This window comes from Reyranella sp. (assembly GCF_052439685.1).
GTDB lineage: Bacteria > Pseudomonadota > Alphaproteobacteria > Reyranellales > Reyranellaceae > Reyranella.
On the sequence record NZ_JBQVQG010000011.1, the window covers coordinates 1 to 21,482 of the forward strand.

The following is a 21,482-nucleotide window of genomic DNA, read 5'->3' on the forward strand; positions in this document are numbered from 1 at the left end:
GCCACGACCCGGTCTGCGTTTACCCAATCTCAAAGACACAAGAGACCTTCTCTCCACGATCTGCCGGCTTTTGGAAGAGAGAAGGTCTCTCCGCTCCGCGCTTCGCGCTCCGGTCGAGACGACGGGTTTTCGTGTAGGTCGCCCTTACGTCATATCGCTCTATTTGACGGTTGGGCAGGCCCGCGTCGGCAGGCGTGAATCGCAGACGCTAACGCTCTCGATGTACTTCTTCATGGTCTCGAATTGCTCGCGCGTCGGGATCGACCGGACCGCACGCTGCACGACGTAGAAGCTGTCGTTGCCCTTGATCGCCGTCAGCATCGTGGTCTCGGGCTTGCCGGTCGAGGCGACCAGCGGACAGCGCAGCAGGATCGAGGCGGACTCGTAGCCATTCGCCTTGCCGGTCACCACCGGCGTCGCGGCGCTGCCTTTGCACGAACCGGCCCACTGTTGCTGCATCGCGCCAAGGAATTGCGCCGGCTGCAGGTCCTTGCGGCTGAGGAACACCTGGACGGTGACCATCTCCGTCCAGTTCTCCACGGTCTCCGAAGCCGGCACGAACTCCTGCATGTTCATGCCGTTCTTCGAGTCCTTGAAGCCCAGCTTGAAGCCCTGCGGCATGCCGACGAGCAGGTTCTCGTTCTTCAGCTGCTGCGCCTGCAACGCGCCGCCGGTGAAGCCCATCAGCAGGGCCACACCGGCTGCCATCCATTTGCTCCGCATCGTCATCGGGCTCCCCTGCAAAAACCGCAGGGGATTGAACGATGATTCAACTTCACTGTTCCACGACAATCGCTGCTCGACCGCCCTACTCGACCGTCGTCGCGCTCAGTCCCAGCATTGCGCGGCGGCGCAGCCACTGGCTCGGGCGGTAGCGGTCGTCGCCGGTGATCGCCTGGATCTGCACCAGGATATCGTGGCACTCCTTGACGCCCAGCCAGTCCGCCAGGGCCAGCGGCCCGTGCGGATAGTTGAGGCCCAGCGTCATCGCCGTGTCGACGTCGGCGGCCGAGGCGATGCCGATCATCGCCATCTCGCAGCCGAGGTTGGCGATCATCGCGCACATGCGCTGGGCGATGAAGCCCGGCGAGTCCTTGATCACCGTCACCTTGGTGCCGGACTTGGCGAGCAGCGCCACGGTGGCGTCGCGGATGGCGGGATCGAAGCCCGGCGCCATCATGATCGTGATCCGCTTGGCCGTGTCGCCGGTAAGATCGACCGCCACGGTGCGCTTCGGGTCGAGCCCGAGTTCGATCGCCGTCGTGGTGCAGTCCTTGCCGATCGGCGCCACCAGGATCGGGCTCTTGCCGTCGTCGGCCGCCAGCATCTTCGCGCCGTCACCGCTCAGCAGGCTCATCAGCTTGGTGTTGTGCGTGTCCATGATGACGACGCTCGACGCCGGCACATGCGAGGTCGGGTGATCGGCCCCGGCGTCGATCTTGGTGCCTTTCTCGTCATAGCCGTACCAGCCGCCGCCGGTCTTGCGGCCGAGCTTGCCCGCTGCATAGAGGCTCTCGTGATAGGGGCTCGGCGTCATGCGCCGGTCGTGGAAGAAGCCCTCATAGATGATCTTGCGCGCCGGGAAATTCACGTCGATGCCTGTGAGGTCCATCAGCTCGAACGGGCCCATGCGGAAGCAGCAGGTGTCGCGCATCACGGCGTCGACCTGCGACGGCGTCGCCCTGCCCTCCTGCATGATGCGCAGGCCTTCGGTGCCGATCGCGGTGCCGCCGAGATTGACCAGGAAGCCCGGCGTGTCGCCGACCACCACGGGCACGCGGGTCTGGCGCTTGCCCAGCGCCACCATGGCGTCGACCACCCATTGCGCAGTGTCGGCGGCGCGGATGACCTCAACCAGCTTCATCCGCGGCACGGGATTGAAATAGTGCATGCCGCAGACGCGGTCGCGATGCTTCAGCGCACGCGCGATCGAGGCGATGCGGATCGAAGAGGTGTTGGAGGCCAGGATGGCGTCGGGCGCGATCACCGCCTCGAGTTCGCCGAACAGCTTCTGCTTCACCTCAAGATTCTCGAACACCGCCTCGACGACGACGTGGCAGCCCTTGAGGTCCTCGATCTTCTCGGCAACGCCGAGATTGGCGTCGGCGTTGGCAAGATCGGAATCGGTCTTATGCCCCTTGGCAACCAGACCCTTGAGCGTGTCGAGAATTGCGGCCTTGGCCTTCGCCGCACCGCCCGGCGCCGCGTCATACATGATCGCCTTCATGCCCCCCTCCGCAGTGACCTGAGCGATTCCGCGGCCCATGGCGCCGGTTCCCACGACGCCGACGGTGAGATCGGGGCGGTTGATGTCGAGACTCATCTTAACTCCTACTTGTTTGCGAAGCCGGCCGTCTTCAGGCCGTCCTTGATTTCATCCAGCACCACTGGATCCTCGATGGTGGCCGGCAGGGTCCACGGCTGGCTGTCGGCCATCTTCTGCATGGTGCCACGCAGGATCTTGCCCGAGCGCGTCTTGGGCAGCCGCTGCACGACCAGCGCGCTCTTGAAGAAGGCGACGGGACCGATGCGGTCGCGCACCATCTGCACGACCTCAGCGGTGATCTCCTGCGGCGGCCGGTTGACGCCGGCCTTCAGCACCAGGAAGCCGAGCGGCACCTGCCCCTTCAGCTCGTCGGCGATGCCGATCACGGCGCATTCGGCGACGTCGGCATGAGCGCCCAGCACTTCCTCGATCTGACCGGTCGAGAGGCGATGGCCCGCGACGTTGATCACGTCGTCCACGCGGGTCATCACCGAGACGTAGCCATCCGGGTCGATGAAGCCCGCATCGCCGGTTTTGTAGTAGCCAGGGAACTCGCTCATGTAGCTCTGCTTGTAACGCTCGTCGGCATTCCACAGCGTCGGGAAGGTTCCCGGCGGCAGCGGCAGCCTGCCGGCCAGCGCGCCGACCTCGCCCGGCTTCATCGGATGCCCGTTCTCGTCCAGCACGTCGAGATGCCAGCCCGGCGACGGCACCGAGGTCGAGCCGAGCTTCACCGGCATCGGGTCGAGGCCCTGGAAGTTGCCGCAGATCGCCCAGCCGGTCTCGGTCTGCCACCAGTGATCGACCACCGGCACGCCTAGAAGTTTCTGCGCCCATTCGACGGTCGGCGGATCGCCGCGCTCGCCCGCGAGGAACAACGTGCGGAATTTCGAGAGGTCGTAGTTCTTCAGCAGCTTGCCCTCGGGGTCCTCCCGCTTGATCGCCCGGAAGGCCGTCGGCGCGGTGAACAGCGCCATCGCCTTGTGCTCGGAGATCACGCGCCAGAAGGCACCGGCGTCGGGCGTGCCGACCGGCTTGCCCTCGTAGAGGATCGAGGTCGCGCCGTGGATCAGCGGCCCATAGACGATGTAGCTGTGGCCCACCACCCAGCCCACGTCCGAGGCGCACCAGTATACCTCGCCCGGCTGGACGCCGTAGAGGTTCTTCATCGACCAGGCGAGCGCCACGCAGTAGCCGCCGGTGTCGCGCACCACGCCCTTGGGCTGGCCGGTCGTCCCCGACGTGTAGAGGATGTAGAGCGGATCGGTGGCCTTGACCGGCACGCAAGGAGCGGGCTGCGCGGTAGCAAGCGCCTCGTTCCAGTCGAGGTCGCGACCGGGCGTCATCGTCGCCGCAGATTGCGGCCGCTGCAGCAGGATGACCCGCGGCACCTTGTGCTTGGCTTGCTCGATCGCCTGATCGACCAGCGGCTTGTAGTGCACGACCCGCGATGGCTCGATGCCGCACGAGGCGGTGAGGATGAGCTTCGGCGCGCAATCGTCGATGCGGCTCGACAGTTCCTTGGCCGCAAAGCCGCCGAACACCACCGAATGGATCGCGCCCAGTCGCGCGCAGGCGAGCATCGCCATCACCGCTTCGGGGATCATCGGCATGTAGAGGATGACGCGATCGCCCTTGCCCACGCCCTGTGCCGCGATCATCCCGGCGATGCGCGCCACCTGGTCGCGCAGTTCGCGGTAGGTGAAGGTCTTCTTGGTGTCGGTGAGCGGCGAATCGTAGATCAGCGCCGCCTGCTCCGCCCTGTTTGTCCCACTGGCGCCGTCGACATGGCGGTCGAGCGCATTGTGGCAGGCGTTGAGTTCACCGCCCTCGAACCAGCGATAGAAAGGCGGGTTCGTCCCGTCGAGCACCTTGTCCCAGCGCTTCGTCCAGTCGATCGCCACCGCCTGCTCGGCCCAGAATCCTTCGGGATCCTGGAGCGACCGCGCATGCAGCGCACGATATTCGTCGCCAACAGCCATGACCGGCATCCTTTGCGTTTCCGTTCCTGGCTTAGCCCCGGCCCCGGCCCGTCGCAATGTGGTTATCTGCCCGGCCGCCCCCCCTACTCAGGCGAAGACGTCGGAAACGTAGCGCCCGTGCTCGTGCTCGACGGCCTCGACCCACTTCTGCGCATCGGCCTCGCTGACGCCCGATGCCTCGCGATAGATCCCCACCAGCGTTTCGCGGACGCCCGGCGCCATGTGCTGCCCGTCGCCACAGACAAAGACGGTGCCACCCTGCCGGAACAGTTCCACGATGCGGGCGCGCTCTTCCCAGACCCGATGCTGGACGAAGGAGATCTCGCCGCGGGGCTGCAGCGAGAAGGCTGGAAGAACCGTGACGACGCCCGCCGCCTCCCAGCGCTCGAGTTCGTCGCGATAGAGATAGTCGACGTCGGCATGGTTGGTGCCGAAGAAGAGCAAGGCCGGTCCGACGCCCTGGCCGGCCTCCTTCTGTGTGGCGCGCTCCTGCAGGAAGCCGCGGAACGGCGCGATGCCGGAGCCGGCGCAGATCAGGATGATCGGCGTCCGGGGATCCGCCGGCGGATGGAAGCGCGCATTGGAGGGACGCACGGCGAGGGAAATCCGGTCGCCCGGCTGCAGATGCGCCAGATAGGTCGAGGCCACGCCCTGGAACCTGCCTGCCCCGGAGAACGCCGGCGCCTCGACGACGGCGACCGTCAGCGTGACATGGTCGGGCTTCCACAGCGGCGACGAGGAGATCGAATATTGCCGCGCTCGCATCGGCGGCAGCATGTCGAGATAGGGACCGAAGCCCAGCGCACAGGACTGAAAGCGATCGAGCAGGTCGAGCACGCTGCAGCGCGGCTTGAGCACGAGCGTTCCATAATCTTCGCCCGTCATGGCTTCGAGCTCGGCCCGCTCGGGCGGACAGGGCGTCGCCGCGGCGAGCGCGGCCACCTGGGCGCGCGTCGCCGGCTGGGCCAGTTCCACGTAGTTCGACAGCAATTCGCCGCAGCTGACCGGTCGGCCGATCGGCAGGCTGGCGGCACCCTCGCGGCGCAGCACCACCAGCGTGTCGCGCGCCAGACCGAACCGGCGCAGCACGCGATCGACCAGCTCCTGAGGATTCGTCGCCAGCACGGTCAGATAGTCCCCGGCTCGATAGGTCATCCCGTCTGGCAGCGAGAACTCCAGGTGCCGCTTGGACCTCGCGTTGGCGGCGCTCATATCCACCAGCTCGCGGTTCTCGACCACGATGCCGCGTTGCAGGTCGCCCAGCCGCAGCGCGCCCTCGCGACCGTCCTTGACGAACTCGACCTGCAGACCGGACGCGGCCGGCGCGGCAGCGGCCTCCTTGCCCAGCGCCTCGCGCAGCCGCGGCAGGAAACCCGCCCACCATTCGTCGAAGGCACCGAAGAAGTCGCCACCGGAATCGGTCTCGCCGCGCTCGGCGAGTCGGGTGGCGCCCGCTTTGGCGAGAGCTGCGTCGACCCGCTTGGGGATCGCCTGGTAGGTGCGTGCCCATTGCCGGTTGCCGCACCCGAACACCGCGAACCGCGCGCCGGTCAACGCGCCCTCCTGCAGCGCTTCGACAGAGGAGACGAACTGGCGGGCATTGTCCGGTGGCTGGCCCTCGTAGGAGGCCGTGACCACCACGATCGCGCCCTCGCGCGGCAGGTTCCCGGCGAAGTCGTCCATCGCCGCCACGGTCGGCGCGAAGCCGTTGGCCGGTGCCTCGTCGGCGATGCGGTTGGCGAAGGCCTCCGACGAGCCGGTATTGCTGCCGTAGAGAATGAGCAGCGGCGTCGCGGCGACATCCGAGGCGGGCCGTTGCGCGGGCTGCGGCGTCAGCGGCTTCTGCGGTGTCGACGGCACGGCACTGCGTCGCAGCGAGGTTCCCGTGCGGCGCGCCCGGGCGCGGATACGCAGCCCTTCGGGCTTGAGCGTCAGCGTCTCGTGGATCTTCAGCATGTAGGACGGGTCGTCGAGCACGAAATCGAAGCGCTGCAGCATCAGGATGAGGACGAGCTGCGCTTCCTGCATGGCGAAGGGCCGGCCGATGCAGGCGCGCGCGCCGTTGCCGAACGGCTTCCAGGCATTGGGCGGCAACTGGCTGGCCTTCTCGGGCGCGAAGCGGTCGGGCCTGAAGGCCTCCACGTCGTCGCCCCAGACCTTGGGATCGCGATGCAGCATCGGCTCCAGGACCATCACGATGTCCTTGGTCGTGAGCGGATACTTCCCGGCGAGCACCGTGTCCTTGTGCGGGCTGACCGAGAACACCGAGGCGGTCGGCCAGATGCGCAGCGTCTCCATCAGGATCTGCTCGATGTAGCGCAGCTGCGCGAGATGCTCGACCCGCGGCGCCTCAGCGCCCAGCACCTCGTCGACGAGGGCCCGAGCCTTCTGGAGCACTTCCGGATTCTTGAGCAGCAGATAGGTCGCGAAGGACAGAAGCCCGCTCGTGGTCTCGTGCCCGGCGATCAGGAAGGTGATCATCTGATAGCCGATATTCTCGTCGCTCAGCTTCTCGCCGGTGACGGGATCGACGCCGTTCAGCATCAGATTGAGCAGGTCGTTCTTCTCGTTGCCCTTGGGATCGCGCCGGCGCTCGGCAATGAGCTCGCGCGCCACCTTGTCCATCAGCTCCTTGTCGGCCTGGAACTGGCGGCCCTTGGCCAGCATGAGGTTGCTCAGCAGCTTCGGTCGGCGCGCGCGGTTCGAGGCTTCCTGCAGCGTGCCGACCATGGCCGACACGAAGGGATGCATGTCGTCCTGGTAGAAGCTGTTGAAGCGGTAGTCGAACGCGCAGAGGGCGATCGTGTCGAGCGTGAGCCGCGTCATGTTGTCGGCGACCTCGATGACGGCGCTCGGCCCGAACCGCTCCCAGCGCACGAACATCTGGTCGGCGATGTCGAGCATCCTGTCGAACATGCCGCGAATGGCGATCGGCCCGAAAGCCGGGACCAGGATGCGATGCGCCTTCGCCCAGTTGGGTTCGTGGCTGTAGGCGGTGAACAGGCCGTCGCCGGCAACCGCCCGGATTTCCTTCAGGGCTCCCTGGATGCGTTTGCCGAACCGGGTCTCGTCGCACAGTTCGTCGACCAGTTCCTGCGAGCTCGCGACGTGGACGTCGTGGTCCATGATGGTGAGCTTGAAGAACGGCCCGTAGGTGCGGGCGAGCGCCATGAGGCTCTGGACCGGGCAGCCGCCCTGCAGCTCGGTGAGATTGCCGATGATGGGTTTCAGGGGCGGTTGGGGAACCGGTTCATTCAGCGACATGATGCGATGCCTTCAGACAAGGTACGAGTTCCCGAAGACCACCGGTCGACGACGTGACTCGACCTAAAATGGCCTGTCCCGCCGAGCCTTGTCGACGTATTCGTGAGGTGACGGGCGGCAAAGGAGTATTTCGATGCGGAGACGTTTCCTGGCATTGCTGATGACGGGCGGCGCGGCGGCGCTGCTGCCGACGGTGGCCCGTGCCCAGGGGTGGATGGAGTACAAGCCCGAGGGCGGCCGCTTCAAGGTCGAGCTGCCGGCGCTGCCGAAGATCGCCATCGTCCAGGTCCCGATCGGCAACGGCAACAGCGTGCCCATGACCGAGGCGACCTCGATGGTCTCGCGGGTCGCCTACATCGCCTCGTATGTCGATTATCCACCCGCCATCACGAAAGGCGCCTCGGCCGAGGTGATCCTGACCAAGGTGCGCGACGGGGCGGCGGCCGGTGGTTCCTATCGCGACGAGAGGAAGCTGCAGCTTGGCCGGCTCGAGGGCCGCGAATACACGGTCGTGCAAGGCAACGGGAATGTCGCCGTCACCCGCACCTACTGGTCGCGCGGCCGCCTGTTCACGCTCGTGGTGGACGGCAAGGCCGGCATCGAGACCCAGCCCGCGACCCGCCAGTTCCTCGACTCCTTCGCGATGGTCCAATAGGGCCTGCCACCACGGGCTGTCGCCCCGCGCCCCTTCCCGCTATCCTTCCGGCAACAACATGTTCCTGGGAGGGAACGATGGTCGGTCGCCGTGAGGTGACGCTGGGCGGGCTTGCCGCGCTGGCGTCGACGCGTGTGCAGGCTCAATCCACAAACTGGCCCACCAAGCCGATCCGCCTGATCGTGCCCTACGGGCCCGGCGGCTCGGCCGATCAGGTGGCCCGCCTCTATGCCGAGAAGATGAGCGCAACGCTCGGTCAGCAGATCATCGTGGAGGACAAGCCCGGCGCCTCGGGCGGCGTCGGCGCGCAGATGGTCGCGACGGCACCGGCCGACGGCTACACGCTGCTCCTGTCGCCGACCGCAATCATGGCGATCACGCCCGCCGCACGAAAGGTGCCCTACAATCCCAACGACCTCGTCGCCGTCGCGCGGCTCTCGACCCCGATCCTGGTCGTCACCCTCACCAAGGCTCTGGGTGCGCGGAACTGGGCCGAATTCGTGGCGCTGGCGAAAGCCAACCCCGGCAAATACTGGTTCGGCTCCTCGGGCCTCGCCACGATCACCCATCTCACCGGCGAAGTGCTGACGCGGGCCGCCGGCATCCAGATGCAGCATTCGCCCTACAAGACCATCGTCGATGCCACCGGCGACGTGTTCGACGGCCGCATCCAGATGGTGTTCGATCCCTCCTTCGTGCCCTACGCCAAGGCCGGCAAGGTGCTCGCCGCCCTGGTCGACCAGCCCGCCCGCCTGCCCGATCTGCCAGACACGCCGACAGCGACGGAGGTCGGCCTCGATCTCAAGGGTTTCCGCGCCCGCAGCTGGTTCGGTCTGTTCGCGCCTCGGGGCACGCCGGAACCGGTCCTCGCGCGCCTGTCCGGGGCCGCGGCGCAGGCGGCCGCCCTGCCGGACATGAAGGAGAAGCTGCTGCTCGTGGCGCAGAACGTCGACTATCAGTCGAACGTCGACTTCGCGCGCCAGGTCCGCGACGACCAGATCTATTTCGCGCAGCTGCTGAAGGACCTGGATATCAAGCTGGAATAGGCGAGCCGCCCTGTGAGAGAGTGCCGCCGCTCAGGGAGTCGAACGGAAAGAGATCATGGCCAAGCGCAAGACGGGAAAAGGCAGCAGCAAGTCGAAGGCGCCGGCCAAGCGCAAGGTCGTCGCCAAGGCGAAGAAAGCTGTCCGCCGGGCCGCGAAGGCCCCCCCGAAGAAGGCTGTCTCGCCGAAGAAGGCTGCCTCGCCAAAGAAGGCCCTGGCGCCGAAGAAGGCCCCTGCATCCAGGAAAGTCGCTGCTCCCAAGCCGATCGTGCGCCCGGGCCTTCGTCGCTCGGTCAAGAGTCGCACATCGGTCGCCCGCCTCGCGGCCCCCCGTCCGGTCTCGCACAAGACCGCCCTCGCCGCGCACAACATCTACGAGCGCGACCTCGACAGGACGCCTGCGAATTTCGCAGCCCTCACCCCGCTGCAGTTCATCGAGCGCACCGCCAGCGTCTATCCCGATCATGTCGCACTGATCCATGGCGAGCGCCGCCAGACCTGGGCCGAGACCTATGCGCGCTGCCGGCGCCTCGCCTCGGCGCTGGTCAAGGTCGGCATCGGCACCGGCGACACGGTGGCGATCATGGCCCCCAACATTCCCGAGATGTACGAGGCGCATTTCGGCGTGCCGATGACCGGCGGCGTGCTGAACTCGCTGAACACCCGGCTCGACGCGGCGATGGTCGCCTTCATCATCGACCATAGCGAGACCAAGGTGCTGCTGGTCGACCGCGAGTATCATCGCGTCGTCACCGAGGCGCTGGCGATCGCCAGGACCCAGCCGCTGGTCGTCGACATCGACGATCCCGAATGCGAAGACCGCGCACAGATCGGCGACACGACCTGGGAGGAGTTCATCGCCGACGGCGATCCGGATTTCGCCTGGGCCTATCCGTCCGACGAATGGAACGCGATCACGCTCAACTACACGTCGGGCACGACCGGCAATCCCAAGGGCGTCGTCTACAGCCACCGCGGCGCGACCCTCTCTTCCTACGGCAACGCCACGCAATGGCCGATCGGCCTGCACCCGGTCTATCTCTGGACCCTGCCGATGTTCCACTGCAACGGCTGGTGCTTCCCCTGGACCCTGGCGCTGGTCGCCGGCACGTCGGTGTGCCTGCGCCGGCCCGCGGCCAAGGCGATCTTCGACGCGCTGGCCGACAACGACGTGAGCCACATGTGCGGCGCGCCGATCATCATGCAGCTCATCATCGGCGCGACCGAGGCCGAACGCCGGCCGCTCGGCCGCAAGGTCGAGTTCATGACCGCCGCCTCACCGCCGCCCGCGGCCGTGCTCGAGGCGCTGGAGAAGCAGAACTTCCGGGTCACGCACGTCTACGGTCTCACCGAGGTCTACGGTCCGGCCACGATCTGCTCGTGGCACGAGGAATGGGATGCGCTCCCCGCCCACGATCGCGCACGTCTGAAGGCGCGCCAGGGCGTGCGCTATGCCGCCCAGGACGGCGTCACCGTGATGGACCCGAGGACCATGAAGGAAGTGCCGCGCGACGGCACCACGATGGGCGAGGTGATGTTCCGCGGCAACATCACCATGAAGGGCTATCTCAAAAATCCCGCCGCCACGCGCGACGCCTTCGCCGGTGGCTGGTTCCATTCCGGCGATCTCGGCGTGATGCACGAGGACGGCTATATCGAGCTGCGCGACCGTTCCAAGGACATCATCATCTCGGGCGGCGAGAACATCTCGACCATCGAGGTCGAGGGCGTGATCATCGCCCATCCCGCCGTCGCCAACGCCGCCGTCGTCGCCAAGCCCGACGAGAAATGGGGCGAGACGCCCTGCGCCTTCGTGATGCTGAAGCCCGGCGCCACCGCCAGTGCGGAAGACATCATCGCCCACTGCCGCGTCCACCTCGCCGGCTTCAAATGCCCGCGCTACGTCCTGTTCCGCGACCTGCCGATGACCTCGACCGGCAAGGTGCAGAAGTACGTCCTGCGCGAATGGGCGAAGGCGGCCTGAACGCAGCACGTGGCCAACGGGTGACCAAACTGACGCGGCCCCTGCGGCAACGACGGCAGACCATCGCGCCGCCATAATCGCCGGGCTAGTTTCCGTATCCCATGCCCGGCGAAGCAACGCTCATCGTGACGACCCGCAGCGGCGTGCGCCCGCTGGGCGTGCGTGGCGAGCCGTTGCACAATGCCGCCCCCCAGCTTCGCCGCGTGGTCCGCCGGCGGCTGGGTGACGAAACCGCCGACCTGCTGGCCGATCCGCAACTCCACGAGAACGACCATGGCATCGACTGGTACGCCGGCTGGTCGGGCCCGGTTCGCGCCGTCACCGACCTGCCGCCGGCGGAGCGTGATGCCGTGCTGGCCGGCGTCGAGCGCAGGCTGGCCGACATCCGACGGCTGGGCGACCTGCTCGCCGGCCACGGTCCCAAGGAAGAGACCGGCGTCGTCGGCCTGTCGCTGAAACTCGCGGCGCGTGCGCCGTCGCCCAACTTCGTCTTTCTGGTCGGCGACCGGCCGGTCATCGTCGCCTGGGGCTACGAGACGGAAGCCGCCAACGCACTGCTGCCGCTCACTCTGCCGCGGGTGCCCGACGCGCGCGCGGCGGATGCGCGGCCATTGGAACGGCGGCCGGTCCTCGAAGCGGCCCAGAGGGCGCCGGTATCGTCCCTGCCGGCGGTCGTTCCCGCCGCTGGCATTCCGTGGTGGCGCACGCTCGCCGCCGCGCTGCCGCTCCTCCTGCTGCTTCTGGCGGGCGCGTGGGCCCTGCGCGGCCTGCTACCCGTCCAGCCCGACGTCGCCCTTGCGACGCGCGAAGGGCCGCCTGCCCCGCCGGCACCGGAAGCGCCGCCCGATACCCTGCCGGCGCTGAAGGCCGCCTTCTCGGCCGAACAATCGCGCGAGCGCGTGCTCAAGGTCGAACTCGCTCTGGCCGAAGCGGAACTGAAGCGGCGGATCGCCGACTGCAAGCCGCCCGAACCGCCCAAGCCGCCGCAGGTCGCCGTCGCCCCGCCGCCGCCCGCGCCTGCACCACCGAAGGTGGCGCCGCCGAAACCAGCGCCGGCCCCGGCACCGCAGCCGCGCAATCCGGCCGACAACCGCCTGCGCCTGCCCAATGCGCCCACCAACGACTATTCCTTCATGCAGGGCTGCTGGCGGACAGATCCGTTCCGGCACGAGACGCTGCAGATGCAGCCGGGCGTCTCGTCCTATTGTTTCGATGCGAGCGGTGCGGGCCAGCTCGAATGGCGGCGCGGCCGCACCGCTTGCCGCACGCGCGCCCAGGCGAGGTTCGAGGGCGCGGTGCTGCGCCTGCGCGACGCCGATTCGACCTGCAACGACGGCTCGCGCTGGTTCGCCGACCAACTCGTCTGCCAGCGCGGTGCGGACAACGTGGCGATCTGCAGCGGCCAGTCGCGCAATGCCTACGGCGCGCCGGTGCGCTGGTCGGTCAATCTCCACAAGCTCAACTGACCCGCCTAATGGCCGGTTGAGTTAAACTCGGTACCGGCACCACGACGCGTCCCATAGAGTGCCGGGCCCCTTCCTCATCCGGTAGCATCCGTGTCCCTTTCCGCGCGCGTGACGTGGCGCAGTTTCCAGGCCGGTGCCTTGCGCATGATCCTGCCCGGCCTCGCCTCGCTTCCCTTCGGTATCGGCTTCGGTGTCGCCGCTGCCCAGAAGGGCCTCAGCGCCTTCGAGACGACGTTGATGAGCTTCACCGTCATGGCCGGCACCAGCCAGATGGTGGCACTCGACATCTGGGCCCAGCCGCTGCCGTTGATCGCGCTGGCCGTGTCGGTGTTCGTGGCCAACCTGCGCTATTTCGTGATGGGCGCGGCCCTGCAGCCGCAGATGCCGCACCTTCCCTGGTGGCTCCAGCCTCCCGTCTGGTACGTGACGGTTGACCAGAACTGGGCGGTCAACATCGCGGAGTATCGCCGCGGTCATGGCGATCTCGGCAAGTTCCTGGGCGGCGGCTTCGTCATGGCCTGTATCTGGTCCGGCTCGACCCTGGCCGGCCACCTCGCGGCCGGTGGCATCCTGTCCGATCCCACCATGGCGCGACGACTCGGCCTCGATTTCGTCGGCGTGGCGGTGTTCGTCGTCGTGGCCACCATCCTGTTTCGCGGCAAGCGGGATATCGCGCCGTGGGCGGTGGCGATCGCCGCCGCGCTCACCGCCAAGTGGGCGATCGGCGGCAACTGGTACATCGTGATCGGCGGACTGGCCGGCGGCCTCTTCGGCGCGCTGCGAGACCTCAGGAGCGGCCATGTCCGCCAGTCCTGAGAATCTCGTCGCCATCTTCGTGATGGCACTCGCCGCGATGGCCGCCAAAGGCGGCGGCTTCATCGCCATGCGCTGGCTCGGGCGCCACCGTTTCGTGAACGCGCTGCTCGATCACGCACCCGGCGCCGTGCTGGTGTCGGCCGCCATCGTCCCGCTCACGCAGGGCGGCGGCGCCTTCATCGTCGGCGCGGTGGTCGGCGCCGCTCTGACACGAACAGTCGGAGGCTTCACCGCCGGCCTGTTCGGCGCCGTGGGCGCCGTGGCGCTGGCCCGCTGGGCGGGCCTCACCTGAAGACTAGTGGGAGGTAGGCTCGCTCAGCCGGACGATCTGGTCCTTGATCATGAGCTTTCGTTTCTTGAGGCTGCAGAGCGCATCGTCGTCGGGATGCGGCCGGGTCGTCTCTTGATGGATCGCCTGCTCAAGAGTCTCGTGCTTGTTCTTCAGAGCTTCGATGTGGTCCACGGTGCTCATAGTCGGATGCCTCCGAGTTTGTTGACGGGACGATGGAAGTCTGACTCTGACATTGGGTGGTGTCACGTCGAATCAACCCGTAAACGAACGGCCACATCAAGAATGTGAATAACCCGTCAGCAGCATTGAACCATTCGTTCAAGCTGCGAGGCCGACGGCCTCCGCGACTTCGATGGGGGCGAAGACGGGAAACGCGGCGCGCATCAGCGCCGCCACGGACCGGCGATCCGCCTCGTTCGGCACCACGCCCAGGCACACCGCATAGACGCCCAGATTGCCGACCGCCGCCCGCAGGCGCTTCTCGGTCGAACGCTCCCGGTCGGCGGGCGGTGAATGGAGGCTCGCCAGCTTGAGCTGCTCGGCATGCTCGGCCGCCAGTTCGGCATCGGCAACGCGCCGTCGGACGGCATCGACGGTTTCGGGCAAAGCGCCGGGCCAGACCTTGTCCTTCAGCCGCCGCCGCATCTCGCGCAGCGGCTTCACGACCTCGGACTGCCAGGCCTCGCTGGCGGCCAGGATGGTGCGCAGCCGCTCGGCGGTCAGAGTCGGCCGCCCCGAGGCTCCCAGCCAGCAGCAGAACAGCAGGACGTTGACGTCGCAGCCGCGGCGTTCCTGCAAATCGAGACAGGCTTCCGAGACGCCCTCGCCGGCATAGAGTTCGAGCGAGAAGTTCCAGAACGGGTGGGGGAGAAAATCCGACACGGTTGCCTATGACTTGCTGGGGGGCTTTTGGGCGCTTCCCTTTGGGCGGGCTCCGGGGTACACGGCCGGGAGCGACGTGGCTAGCCTGCCTGGACGAGTGCGCCCCGTATGAATGACTTGACGTCGTCGGATCCGCCGGACGCCCAGACCATCAAGGCCAAGCTTGAGGCCCTGAAGAGCGAGCATCGCGACCTCGACGAGGTGATCGATCGCCTGATCGATAAACCGCCGTTCGACCAGCTCCAGCTCCAGCGCCTGAAGAAGCGCAAACTTGGGCTGAAGGACCAGATCCTGCGGCTGGAAAGCCAGCTCATTCCCGATATCATCGCCTGAGAGAGTCATGGCCAAGAAAACAACCAAGCACCCGGCTGCCAAGCCGGTGGTCGGCGTCATCATGGGCAGCCAGTCCGACTGGTCGACGATGCGCCATGCCGCCGAAACGCTCGAAGCGCTCGGCGTCCCCTTCGAGGCGCGCATCATTTCCGCCCATCGAACGCCGAAGCGCATGATGGACTATGCCTCGAGCGCCAAGGGACGTGGCCTGAAGGTCATCATCGCCGGTGCCGGGGGCGCCGCCCACCTGCCGGGCATGACCGCCGCCATGACCCCGCTGCCCGTTCTGGGCGTTCCGGTCGAAAGCGCCGCCCTCAAGGGCCAAGACAGTCTTCTTTCCATTGTCCAGATGCCAGCCGGCATTCCCGTCGGCACCCTGGCGATCGGACGGGCCGGATCGATCAATGCTGCCCTTCTGGCGACCTCTATCGTCGGCCTTGGCGACGCCAAGATCATGGCGGCGTTGGAAGCCTGGCGCACCCACCAATCACTGGCCGTCGCCAAGATCCCGACCGACGACGCCCCGGCCCATCGCTGATGGCGGCCTTCCGACCTCTGCCGCCGGGATCGACCATCGGCATCCTGGGCGGCGGCCAGCTGGGCCGTATGACGGCGCTGGCGGCCGCGCGCCTCGGCTACCCGTGCATCGTCTACGCCCCGGATGACCATCCGGTCGCCGCCCAGGTCTGCGCCGGCCATGTCCGGGGCGCCTATGAGGATGGTGAGGCCCTGACCCGCTTCGCCGCCCAGGTGGATGTCGTCACCTACGAATTCGAGAACGTGCCCGAGAGCGCGGTCCTGGCGTGCGAGAAGCTGAAGCCGGTGCGGCCGGGCGTGAAGCCCATCCACTTCGCCCAGCACCGGCTCCGCGAGAAGGACTTCCTGCGCAAGCTCGGCATCGGCACCGCCGACTATCAGCCCATCCGCTCCGAGGCCGATATTGCCACGGCCACCGCCCTGCCCGGCATCCTGAAGACCTGCACCGAGGGGTATGACGGCAAGGGCCAGGCCCGCGTCGCCGACCGGGCCGAACTCTCGGCCGCCTGGGCGAGGCTCGGCCGGCGCGAGTGTATCCTCGAGGCGATGGTCGACTTCCAGTGCGAGGTCTCGGCCATCGTCGCCCGTGGGCAGGACGGCGCCACGCGCTGCTTCCCCATCGGCATCAACGGCCATCGCGACGGCATCCTGCGCACCACGACCGTGCCCTCCGGCCTACCGGCGGCGACGCTGGCGACCGCCGAGCGCTTCGGCGTCGAACTGGCCCAGGGCCTCGACCTGGTGGGCCTGGTCGCACTGGAAATGTTCGTGACGAAGGACGGGCAGGTGCTGGCCAACGAGATGGCGCCGCGGCCGCACAATTCGGGGCACTGGACGATGGATGCCTGCGCGACCAGCCAGTTCGAGCAGCTGGTGCGCGCCATCTGCGGCCTGCCGCTGGGCTCGGTCGAGGTCCTGGTGCCGTCGCGCATGGAAAACCTGATCGGCGACGAAGCAAACGACTGGCTGCGCTATCTCGCGGAGCCGACGGCGCGGCTGCATCTTTACGGCAAGGCGGAGGCCCGCCCCGGCCGCAAGATGGGTCACGTCACCTACGTGCTACCGGGCGTGCTGACGGCCGCGCGCCCGCCCGCTTCGGGCCCGTCCACGACCTGACCTGCCCCTTCAGCTTCTCGAACTTCATCACGTCGTCGATACGGCGGTCGAGGAAGGCCCAGGTTGCCTCCGCGCCGGGCGACCGGTCGTTCAGCCAGTAGAGCAGCGTCGAGGAATAGACCCCCGCCAGGGTGGCGCGCTTGGTGTAGAAATTGAAGTCGGTGCTGGTGTCGCCGGCGGCGTACCACATGGCGTCGACCGTCTTGTAGAGCAGCTTCAGCGCCAGCCCGGCATTGAGCGGCAGGGACAGGGTCGACAGCGCCCGGCGGGCGGCTTCGCGCGGGCCGATATGGCGTTCCAGCCGGATGCGGACCGCGCATGTGATGCGGTCCCGGATCTTGAGGGCCGAAGCGCCCTCCTTCTCCATGTCCTCGACGGTGCGCCGGTCGGCACGCTCGCTGACATAGGTCAGCGCCTGGAGGGGCCCGCCCGGGAACAGCCGGTCGGCCTCGCCCGGCGGCAGGTCGAGCGCCCGACCGCTCGCGGCCAGGGCGGCCCGCGTCCAGCCGTCGAAGGCCGCTTCGGCCATGAACTCGTCCGCCAGCCGGTCCCGGACGGCGGCGTCCGGGTCCATTTCCGCGGAATTCGGGGTATTTTGCTCGGTCATCTGTGGAATATAGGCCGCAATCGGGGGGTTCCCAAGGGTATCCGCCTGTGATACCTACCCGGCCTCTGGAATTCAGGCCCCGGGACATTCGTGGGCCAAGCCGCATTGGAAGGAAGCGATCGAAGTGCAGGTTCTCGTTCGTGAAAACAACGTCGATCAGGCGCTGCGCGTCCTGAAGAAGAAGATGCAGCGCGAGGGCATTTTCCGCGAGATGAAGCTCCGCCGCAACTACGAGAAGCCGTCCGAGCGCCGCGCCCGTGAGCGCGCCGAGGCCATCCGCCGCACCCGCAAGCTGATGCGCAAGCGTATGGAGCGCGAGGGCTACTAGTCCTCCCCCACTCGCACGAGACGACAACCCCCGGCATTCCCGGGGGTTTTTGTTTGTCAGCCGTTCAACAGTTCCAGGATTGCCTTCTCAAGTTCGGCGACATCGGTCACGACGGCATCGGGCGTCTCCGCTGCGGAGCGCGGGCGCTGCCGGCGCCAGCGTCCTGAGCGGAACTGGATGGTTGCCATGCCGGCGGCCTTGGCGGGCGTGATGTCGGCATCGATGCGGTCGCCGACCAGGATGCACTCGGCCGGCGGTACCTCGTGATCGCGCGTGAACAGTTCCGCGATCCCGGCCCGCTCCAGGCGCTCCCAGCGCGGCTCGCGCGCGACCAGCACCAAGCCTTGCCCCTGGAGGCGCTTCAGCAGGTCATCAATGCCCGGCCGGAGCTGGAAGGCATCGAGCTGCCCCGTCATCGCCTCGACCCGCCGTGCCACACGCGAGACCGTCGCGGGCTCGCCGCCGCACAGAGTCTCGATCATGTAGAGCACGACATCAGGGGCGAAGGCGGCCACTGCCTGCTCGGACGCCTCCTCGACCATCGCGGGGTCGACGCGAATGCCGTCCATCCCGCAGGCCGAGGCGACGGCGCCGTCGAGTGCCATCTCCCAGGCGAATTCGAGATCGACCGCGCCGCCGATGTCGAAGATGACGGCGCGATAGGTTGGATTTGTGGGCATTACCGGCTTCTGCATATCGCCGTTCTGGCACTCAATCGTCTCGACGTGATCTCCCACAAGCAATCCCATCTTTCCTGATCCTGGAGACGAGCCACTTCGGGATCGACGGGCCGACCGGCACGCCACTTTCCTTCGAAGCGCCGACCGTCACTGGTCACGAAGACGCCCATGCCTTCAGGAACGCCGTCGGTCCAGTTGCCTTCGTACTGTCCCTGCGGTCCCCGGGCGATGTTCTTGCCGGTGAGCTGTTTTCGATACCAGCGCTCTTCCAGGCGATAGCCGCCCGGCACCGTCAGTACGCCCCTTGTCCAATCTCCGCTGTCCCATTTGCCGCTATATCGCCAGCCGCCGGGATAGGTCGCCATGCCCTCGCGCAGTCCCCCGTCCTCCCACGTGCCTTCGTAGCGGATTTGGGATTCGGTCAACACCCCGCGCCCGGTGATCCGGCCTCCTTCCATTTCTCCCGAATAGCGCACCGTCAACACGCCATCGCGATACCACTCGAGCACGCCTTGGCCCTGTGCGCGCCCGTCGACACAGGGCCCGGTCCAGGTGGCGGTCGTCGTTTTCGCGGCCCTCCACTGCCTGCCATCAAATCGACTGTGGACGTCATATCGATTGCGGACTTCGCAATTTTCCGCCGCTTCGACCCAGCGCGGAGGACTGAGAAGGGCAAAGGGTGCCGTGAAAAGACCAACGAGCAGTATCAAGCCTATCGCGAACGGCGCTCGCCCTGGCAAACGAGTGAACACAGGAGAGTAGTTCGTTTCGGGCGAAGGATCGGGATCGGCTGCCCCCCATCGACGGATGGCCCCGGTGACCGCCAGGAGTATCTGCTCCGGCTTCATGTCGAGGCCGGTGGACGCAAGCGGATAGTACTTTGGGCGCAATCCGGTGTCTGGGCCCAGCCATCGTGGCTTGTCGGAATCCAGCCGTGCGTAGACGGACCGAGGATCGACAAGTTCCAGTGCGATTATCGGGACGGTTACCCGTTGACTGCCCTCGATCGCGGCATGCGCGCCCTTGATATCGGACCACAGGATGAGATCGGGCGAGCGCCCCCGGTAGGCCGTGATCCCCTTGGCGGAGATCTCGATCGCGAAAGGCACGGGCCGGAATAGATTCCTGATAACGAGGAAAAGACCAAACGCGCCGGTCGCAAGGACAATGAAGCCGTACACATAGGCCGCGACCGGGTGCGTCGGTACGAACGACCGCCACAGCCACCAGCCGAGTCCCGAGAACCCGATGGCCAATGCGATGGCGATCGTCCCGCCCACGAACCGCGAGCCGAGCGGCATCCTCTGACGGATGGTGATTGTCTCTGGCAGGGAAGGCTTGGCCCTTCCCCCGGCGGTGCGGCGGCTTGCGCCGGTTTGCTAATGCGCGGAGCCCTCGAGCGACTTCACGATGTTCTCGCACATCACCTTGGCGTCGGCGAAGAGCATCATGGTGTTGTCCCGGAAGAACAGTTCGTTGTCGACGCCGGCATAACCCGAGGACATGCCGCGCTTCACGAACAGCACGGTCTGCGCCTTCTCGACGTCGAGAATCGGCATGCCGTAGATCGCGCTCTTGGGGTCGGTCTTGGCGGCCGGGTTGGTGACGTCGTTGGCGCCGATCACGAAGGCCACGTCCGTCGAGGCGAAGTCGCGGTTGATGTCGTCGAGTTCGAAGACCTCGTCGTAGGGCACGTTGGCCTCGGCCAGCAGCACATTCATGTGGCCGGGCATGCGGCCGGCCACCGGATGGATGGCGTAGCGCACCTGCACGCCCTCCTTCTTCAGGAGGTCGGCCATCTCGCGCAGCGCATGCTGGGCCTGCGCCACCGCCATGCCGTAGCCCGGCACGATGATCACCGACTGCGCATTCTTCATCAGGAACGCGGCGTCCTCGGCCGAGCCGGCCTTGACCGGCTTGTCGTTCTTCACCGCCGGGCCGCCGGCCGCCGCACTGTCGGTACCGAAGCCGCCCAGGATCACGTTGAAGATCGAGCGGTTCATGCCCTTGCACATGATGTAGCTCAGGATCGCGCCGGAGGAACCGACCAGCGCGCCGGTCACGATCAGCGCCGTGTTGCCCAGAGTGAAGCCGATGCCGGCCGCCGCCCATCCCGAATAGGAATTCAGCATCGACACCACGACCGGCATGTCGGCGCCGCCGATCGGCAGGATCAGCAGGAAGCCCAACGCCAGCGACAGCACGACCAGCAGCACGAAGGTCGAGGTGTGGCCGCGCATGGCGAACCACACCAGCAGCACGACCAGCGCGATGCCCAGCAGCGCGTTCAGCGGATGCTGGCCCTTGAAGACCAGCGGCGAGCCCGAGACGAGGCCCTGCAGCTTGGCGAAGGCCACGACCGAGCCGGTGAAGGTGATGGCGCCGATGACCGTGCCCAGCCCCATCTCGATCAGGCTCTGCGCCTTGATCTTGCCGGGCAGGCCGATCCCGAAGGCCTCGGGTGAGAGGAATGCGGCGGCGGCCACGAAGACCGCGGCGAGACCGACGAGCGAATGGAAGGCCGCCACGAGCTGAGGCAGCGCCGTCATCTGGATGCGCAGCGCCACGAAAGTGCCGATCGCGCCGCCGATCACCAGGCCGGCCACGATCAGCCACGGCGAGAGGACGCCGGGCGACAGGACGGTGACGCCGATGGCCACCACCATGCCGACGATGCCGAACAGGTTGCCCTGCCGCGAGGTCGTCGGCGAGGACAGGCCGCGCAACGCCATGATGAAACAGATGGCGGCGATCAGATAGCCGTAGGCGGCCAGTTCCTGGGTGAACATCCCTTGCTCCCGCCGACTACTTCTTGACCGGCTTCTTCTTGAACATCGACAGCATCCGGTGCGTGACGATGAACCCGCCGAAGATGTTCACCGCGGCCAGCGCCACGGCGATGAAGCCGAAGAGCTGCGCCGCGCCCAGACCCTTGAGGCCCGCCGCCAGCAGCGCGCCGACGATGATCACGGACGAGACGGCGTTGGTAACGGCCATCAGCGGCGAATGCAGCGCCGGCGTCACCCGCCAGACCACGTAGTAGCCCACGAAGCAGGACAGCGCGAAGATGGTGAGCAGCGCGACGAACGGCATGTGCCCGTCGGGGATGGCGATCGGGCCCACCGCCGCGGCGTCGGTGATCTGCTGCGCCATGACCTTGAGCTGGGAGGCGACGTCCTGCGCCTGGGTCGCGAGCTTGGAGGCCTCGCCTGCGATCTTGTCGTCCATGGG

General features: G+C 67.1%; 21 protein-coding genes. 10 read left to right on the forward strand and 11 right to left on the reverse strand.

From position 1 onward, the window contains the following. Window positions 1–159: 159 nt before the first annotated feature. From ACT6UX_RS15525 to ACT6UX_RS15540, 4 genes are all read right to left on the reverse strand, one after another. Entirely contained in the window at window positions 160–729 is a 570-nt protein-coding gene (locus tag ACT6UX_RS15525; protein WP_444776063.1) for a hypothetical protein, read from the reverse strand. A gap of 79 nt (window positions 730–808) precedes the next feature. Then, a complete protein-coding gene (locus ACT6UX_RS15530) occupies window positions 809–2,323 on the reverse strand; it encodes a 3-hydroxyacyl-CoA dehydrogenase (protein ID WP_444776064.1) in 1,515 nt (504 codons plus the stop codon). An 8-nt stretch (window positions 2,324–2,331) separates the two neighbouring features. After that, the gene (locus ACT6UX_RS15535) at window positions 2,332–4,248 is read right to left on the reverse strand and encodes a propionyl-CoA synthetase (protein ID WP_444776065.1); all 1,917 of its coding nucleotides are present in this window, start codon (window positions 4,246–4,248) and stop codon (window positions 2,332–2,334) included. A gap of 87 nt (window positions 4,249–4,335) precedes the next feature. Continuing rightward, on the reverse strand, window positions 4,336–7,512 hold the full coding sequence (locus ACT6UX_RS15540) for a bifunctional cytochrome P450/NADPH--P450 reductase (RefSeq protein ID WP_444776066.1): 3,177 nt from the start codon (window positions 7,510–7,512) through the stop codon (window positions 4,336–4,338). Window positions 7,513–7,645: 133 nt separating this feature from the next. Here ACT6UX_RS15540 and ACT6UX_RS15545 point away from each other — a divergent pair, with 133 nt between their 5' ends. The 6 genes from ACT6UX_RS15545 (at window position 7,646) to ACT6UX_RS15570 (ending at window position 13,768) form a co-directional block, all read left to right on the forward strand. Beyond that, complete coding sequence (locus ACT6UX_RS15545) at window positions 7,646–8,167, forward strand: hypothetical protein (protein WP_444776067.1); 522 nt, start codon at window positions 7,646–7,648, stop codon at window positions 8,165–8,167. A 77-nt stretch (window positions 8,168–8,244) separates the two neighbouring features. Next, window positions 8,245–9,213, forward strand: coding sequence for a Bug family tripartite tricarboxylate transporter substrate binding protein (locus tag ACT6UX_RS15550; protein WP_444776068.1), 969 nt, complete (start codon window positions 8,245–8,247; stop codon window positions 9,211–9,213). Window positions 9,214–9,268: 55 nt separating this feature from the next. Continuing rightward, window positions 9,269–11,194 (forward strand): acyl-CoA synthetase, encoded by a 1,926-nt coding sequence (locus ACT6UX_RS15555; RefSeq protein WP_444776069.1) that lies wholly within the window; start codon window positions 9,269–9,271, stop codon window positions 11,192–11,194. 101 nt (window positions 11,195–11,295) lie between these two features. Beyond that, complete coding sequence (locus ACT6UX_RS15560) at window positions 11,296–12,660, forward strand: SrfA family protein (RefSeq protein ID WP_444776070.1); 1,365 nt, start codon at window positions 11,296–11,298, stop codon at window positions 12,658–12,660. A gap of 90 nt (window positions 12,661–12,750) precedes the next feature. Then, window positions 12,751–13,476 (forward strand): AzlC family ABC transporter permease, encoded by a 726-nt coding sequence (locus ACT6UX_RS15565; RefSeq protein ID WP_444776071.1) that lies wholly within the window; start codon window positions 12,751–12,753, stop codon window positions 13,474–13,476. Beyond that, window positions 13,460–13,768: a hypothetical protein gene (locus tag ACT6UX_RS15570; protein ID WP_444776072.1), complete on the forward strand. Its 309-nt coding sequence runs from the start codon at window positions 13,460–13,462 to the stop codon at window positions 13,766–13,768. The genes ACT6UX_RS15565 and ACT6UX_RS15570 overlap by 17 nt, the downstream gene beginning before the upstream one ends. Before the next feature lie 3 nt (window positions 13,769–13,771). Here ACT6UX_RS15570 and ACT6UX_RS15575 read toward each other — a convergent pair whose 3' ends face one another. Both ACT6UX_RS15575 and ACT6UX_RS15580 read right to left on the reverse strand, forming a co-directional pair. Further along, a complete protein-coding gene (locus ACT6UX_RS15575; protein ID WP_444776073.1) occupies window positions 13,772–13,948 on the reverse strand; it encodes a YdcH family protein in 177 nt (58 codons plus the stop codon). Between the two features lie 138 nt (window positions 13,949–14,086). Further along, complete coding sequence (locus tag ACT6UX_RS15580; RefSeq protein ID WP_444776074.1) at window positions 14,087–14,650, reverse strand: TIGR02444 family protein; 564 nt, start codon at window positions 14,648–14,650, stop codon at window positions 14,087–14,089. A 108-nt stretch (window positions 14,651–14,758) separates the two neighbouring features. Between ACT6UX_RS15580 and ACT6UX_RS15585 the strand changes: the two genes are divergently transcribed. From ACT6UX_RS15585 to ACT6UX_RS15595, 3 genes are read left to right on the forward strand one after another with little or no spacing between them, the layout of a single operon-like run. Continuing rightward, entirely contained in the window at window positions 14,759–14,983 is a 225-nt protein-coding gene (locus ACT6UX_RS15585; protein WP_444776075.1) for a YdcH family protein, read from the forward strand. Window positions 14,984–14,990: 7 nt separating this feature from the next. Then, on the forward strand, window positions 14,991–15,521 hold the full coding sequence (gene purE / locus ACT6UX_RS15590) for a 5-(carboxyamino)imidazole ribonucleotide mutase (RefSeq protein ID WP_444776076.1): 531 nt from the start codon (window positions 14,991–14,993) through the stop codon (window positions 15,519–15,521). Next, window positions 15,521–16,636, forward strand: a complete 1,116-nt coding sequence (locus ACT6UX_RS15595; RefSeq protein ID WP_444776077.1) for a 5-(carboxyamino)imidazole ribonucleotide synthase — start codon at window positions 15,521–15,523, stop codon at window positions 16,634–16,636. Before purE ends, ACT6UX_RS15595 begins: the two co-directional genes overlap by 1 nt. Here the strand turns inward: ACT6UX_RS15595 and ACT6UX_RS15600 are convergent. Beyond that, window positions 16,569–17,210: a COQ9 family protein gene (locus ACT6UX_RS15600; protein WP_444776078.1), complete on the reverse strand. Its 642-nt coding sequence runs from the start codon at window positions 17,208–17,210 to the stop codon at window positions 16,569–16,571. The genes ACT6UX_RS15595 and ACT6UX_RS15600 overlap by 68 nt on opposite strands. A gap of 157 nt (window positions 17,211–17,367) precedes the next feature. Between ACT6UX_RS15600 and rpsU the strand changes: the two genes are divergently transcribed. Beyond that, entirely contained in the window at window positions 17,368–17,571 is a 204-nt protein-coding gene (gene rpsU, locus ACT6UX_RS15605; protein WP_020696578.1) for a 30S ribosomal protein S21, read from the forward strand. A gap of 56 nt (window positions 17,572–17,627) precedes the next feature. Here the strand turns inward: rpsU and ACT6UX_RS15610 are convergent, their stop codons facing one another. The 4 genes from ACT6UX_RS15610 to ACT6UX_RS15625 form a co-directional block, all read right to left on the reverse strand. After that, window positions 17,628–18,251, reverse strand: coding sequence for an HAD family hydrolase (locus tag ACT6UX_RS15610; protein WP_444776079.1), 624 nt, complete (start codon window positions 18,249–18,251; stop codon window positions 17,628–17,630). Next, entirely contained in the window at window positions 18,251–19,552 is a 1,302-nt protein-coding gene (locus tag ACT6UX_RS15615) for a hypothetical protein (RefSeq protein WP_444776080.1), read from the reverse strand. Before ACT6UX_RS15615 ends, ACT6UX_RS15610 begins: the two co-directional genes overlap by 1 nt. A gap of 78 nt (window positions 19,553–19,630) precedes the next feature. Next, entirely contained in the window at window positions 19,631–21,040 is a 1,410-nt protein-coding gene (locus tag ACT6UX_RS15620; protein ID WP_444776081.1) for an NAD(P)(+) transhydrogenase (Re/Si-specific) subunit beta, read from the reverse strand. A gap of 16 nt (window positions 21,041–21,056) precedes the next feature. Continuing rightward, window positions 21,057–21,479, reverse strand: a complete 423-nt coding sequence (locus ACT6UX_RS15625) for an NAD(P) transhydrogenase subunit alpha (RefSeq protein ID WP_444776082.1) — start codon at window positions 21,477–21,479, stop codon at window positions 21,057–21,059. Window positions 21,480–21,482: the final 3 nt, after the last annotated feature.

Bases quoted from the DNA above. Each gene is read 5' to 3' on its own strand.
- ACT6UX_RS15535 (WP_444776065.1), bottom strand. From the start codon at position 4,248: ATGGCTGTTGGCGACGAATATCGTGCGCTGCATGCGCGGTCGCTCCAG.
- ACT6UX_RS15610 (WP_444776079.1), bottom strand. From the start codon at position 18,251: ATGCCCACAAATCCAACCTATCGCGCCGTCATCTTCGACATCGGCGGC.
- ACT6UX_RS15585 (WP_444776075.1), top strand. From the start codon at position 14,759: ATGAATGACTTGACGTCGTCGGATCCGCCGGACGCCCAGACCATCAAG.
- ACT6UX_RS15570 (WP_444776072.1), top strand. From the start codon at position 13,460: ATGTCCGCCAGTCCTGAGAATCTCGTCGCCATCTTCGTGATGGCACTC.
- ACT6UX_RS15555 (WP_444776069.1), top strand. From the start codon at position 9,269: ATGGCCAAGCGCAAGACGGGAAAAGGCAGCAGCAAGTCGAAGGCGCCG.
- ACT6UX_RS15545 (WP_444776067.1), top strand. From the start codon at position 7,646: ATGCGGAGACGTTTCCTGGCATTGCTGATGACGGGCGGCGCGGCGGCG.
- ACT6UX_RS15620 (WP_444776081.1), bottom strand. From the start codon at position 21,040: ATGTTCACCCAGGAACTGGCCGCCTACGGCTATCTGATCGCCGCCATC.
- ACT6UX_RS15525 (WP_444776063.1), bottom strand. From the start codon at position 729: ATGACGATGCGGAGCAAATGGATGGCAGCCGGTGTGGCCCTGCTGATG.
- ACT6UX_RS15560 (WP_444776070.1), top strand. From the start codon at position 11,296: ATGCCCGGCGAAGCAACGCTCATCGTGACGACCCGCAGCGGCGTGCGC.
- ACT6UX_RS15575 (WP_444776073.1), bottom strand. From the start codon at position 13,948: ATGAGCACCGTGGACCACATCGAAGCTCTGAAGAACAAGCACGAGACT.
- ACT6UX_RS15530 (WP_444776064.1), bottom strand. From the start codon at position 2,323: ATGAGTCTCGACATCAACCGCCCCGATCTCACCGTCGGCGTCGTGGGA.
- ACT6UX_RS15595 (WP_444776077.1), top strand. From the start codon at position 15,521: ATGGCGGCCTTCCGACCTCTGCCGCCGGGATCGACCATCGGCATCCTG.
- ACT6UX_RS15625 (WP_444776082.1), bottom strand. From the start codon at position 21,479: ATGGACGACAAGATCGCAGGCGAGGCCTCCAAGCTCGCGACCCAGGCG.
- ACT6UX_RS15540 (WP_444776066.1), bottom strand. From the start codon at position 7,512: ATGTCGCTGAATGAACCGGTTCCCCAACCGCCCCTGAAACCCATCATC.
- ACT6UX_RS15600 (WP_444776078.1), bottom strand. From the start codon at position 17,210: ATGGACCCGGACGCCGCCGTCCGGGACCGGCTGGCGGACGAGTTCATG.
- purE (WP_444776076.1), top strand. From the start codon at position 14,991: ATGGCCAAGAAAACAACCAAGCACCCGGCTGCCAAGCCGGTGGTCGGC.
- ACT6UX_RS15615 (WP_444776080.1), bottom strand. From the start codon at position 19,552: ATGCCGCTCGGCTCGCGGTTCGTGGGCGGGACGATCGCCATCGCATTG.
- ACT6UX_RS15550 (WP_444776068.1), top strand. From the start codon at position 8,245: ATGGTCGGTCGCCGTGAGGTGACGCTGGGCGGGCTTGCCGCGCTGGCG.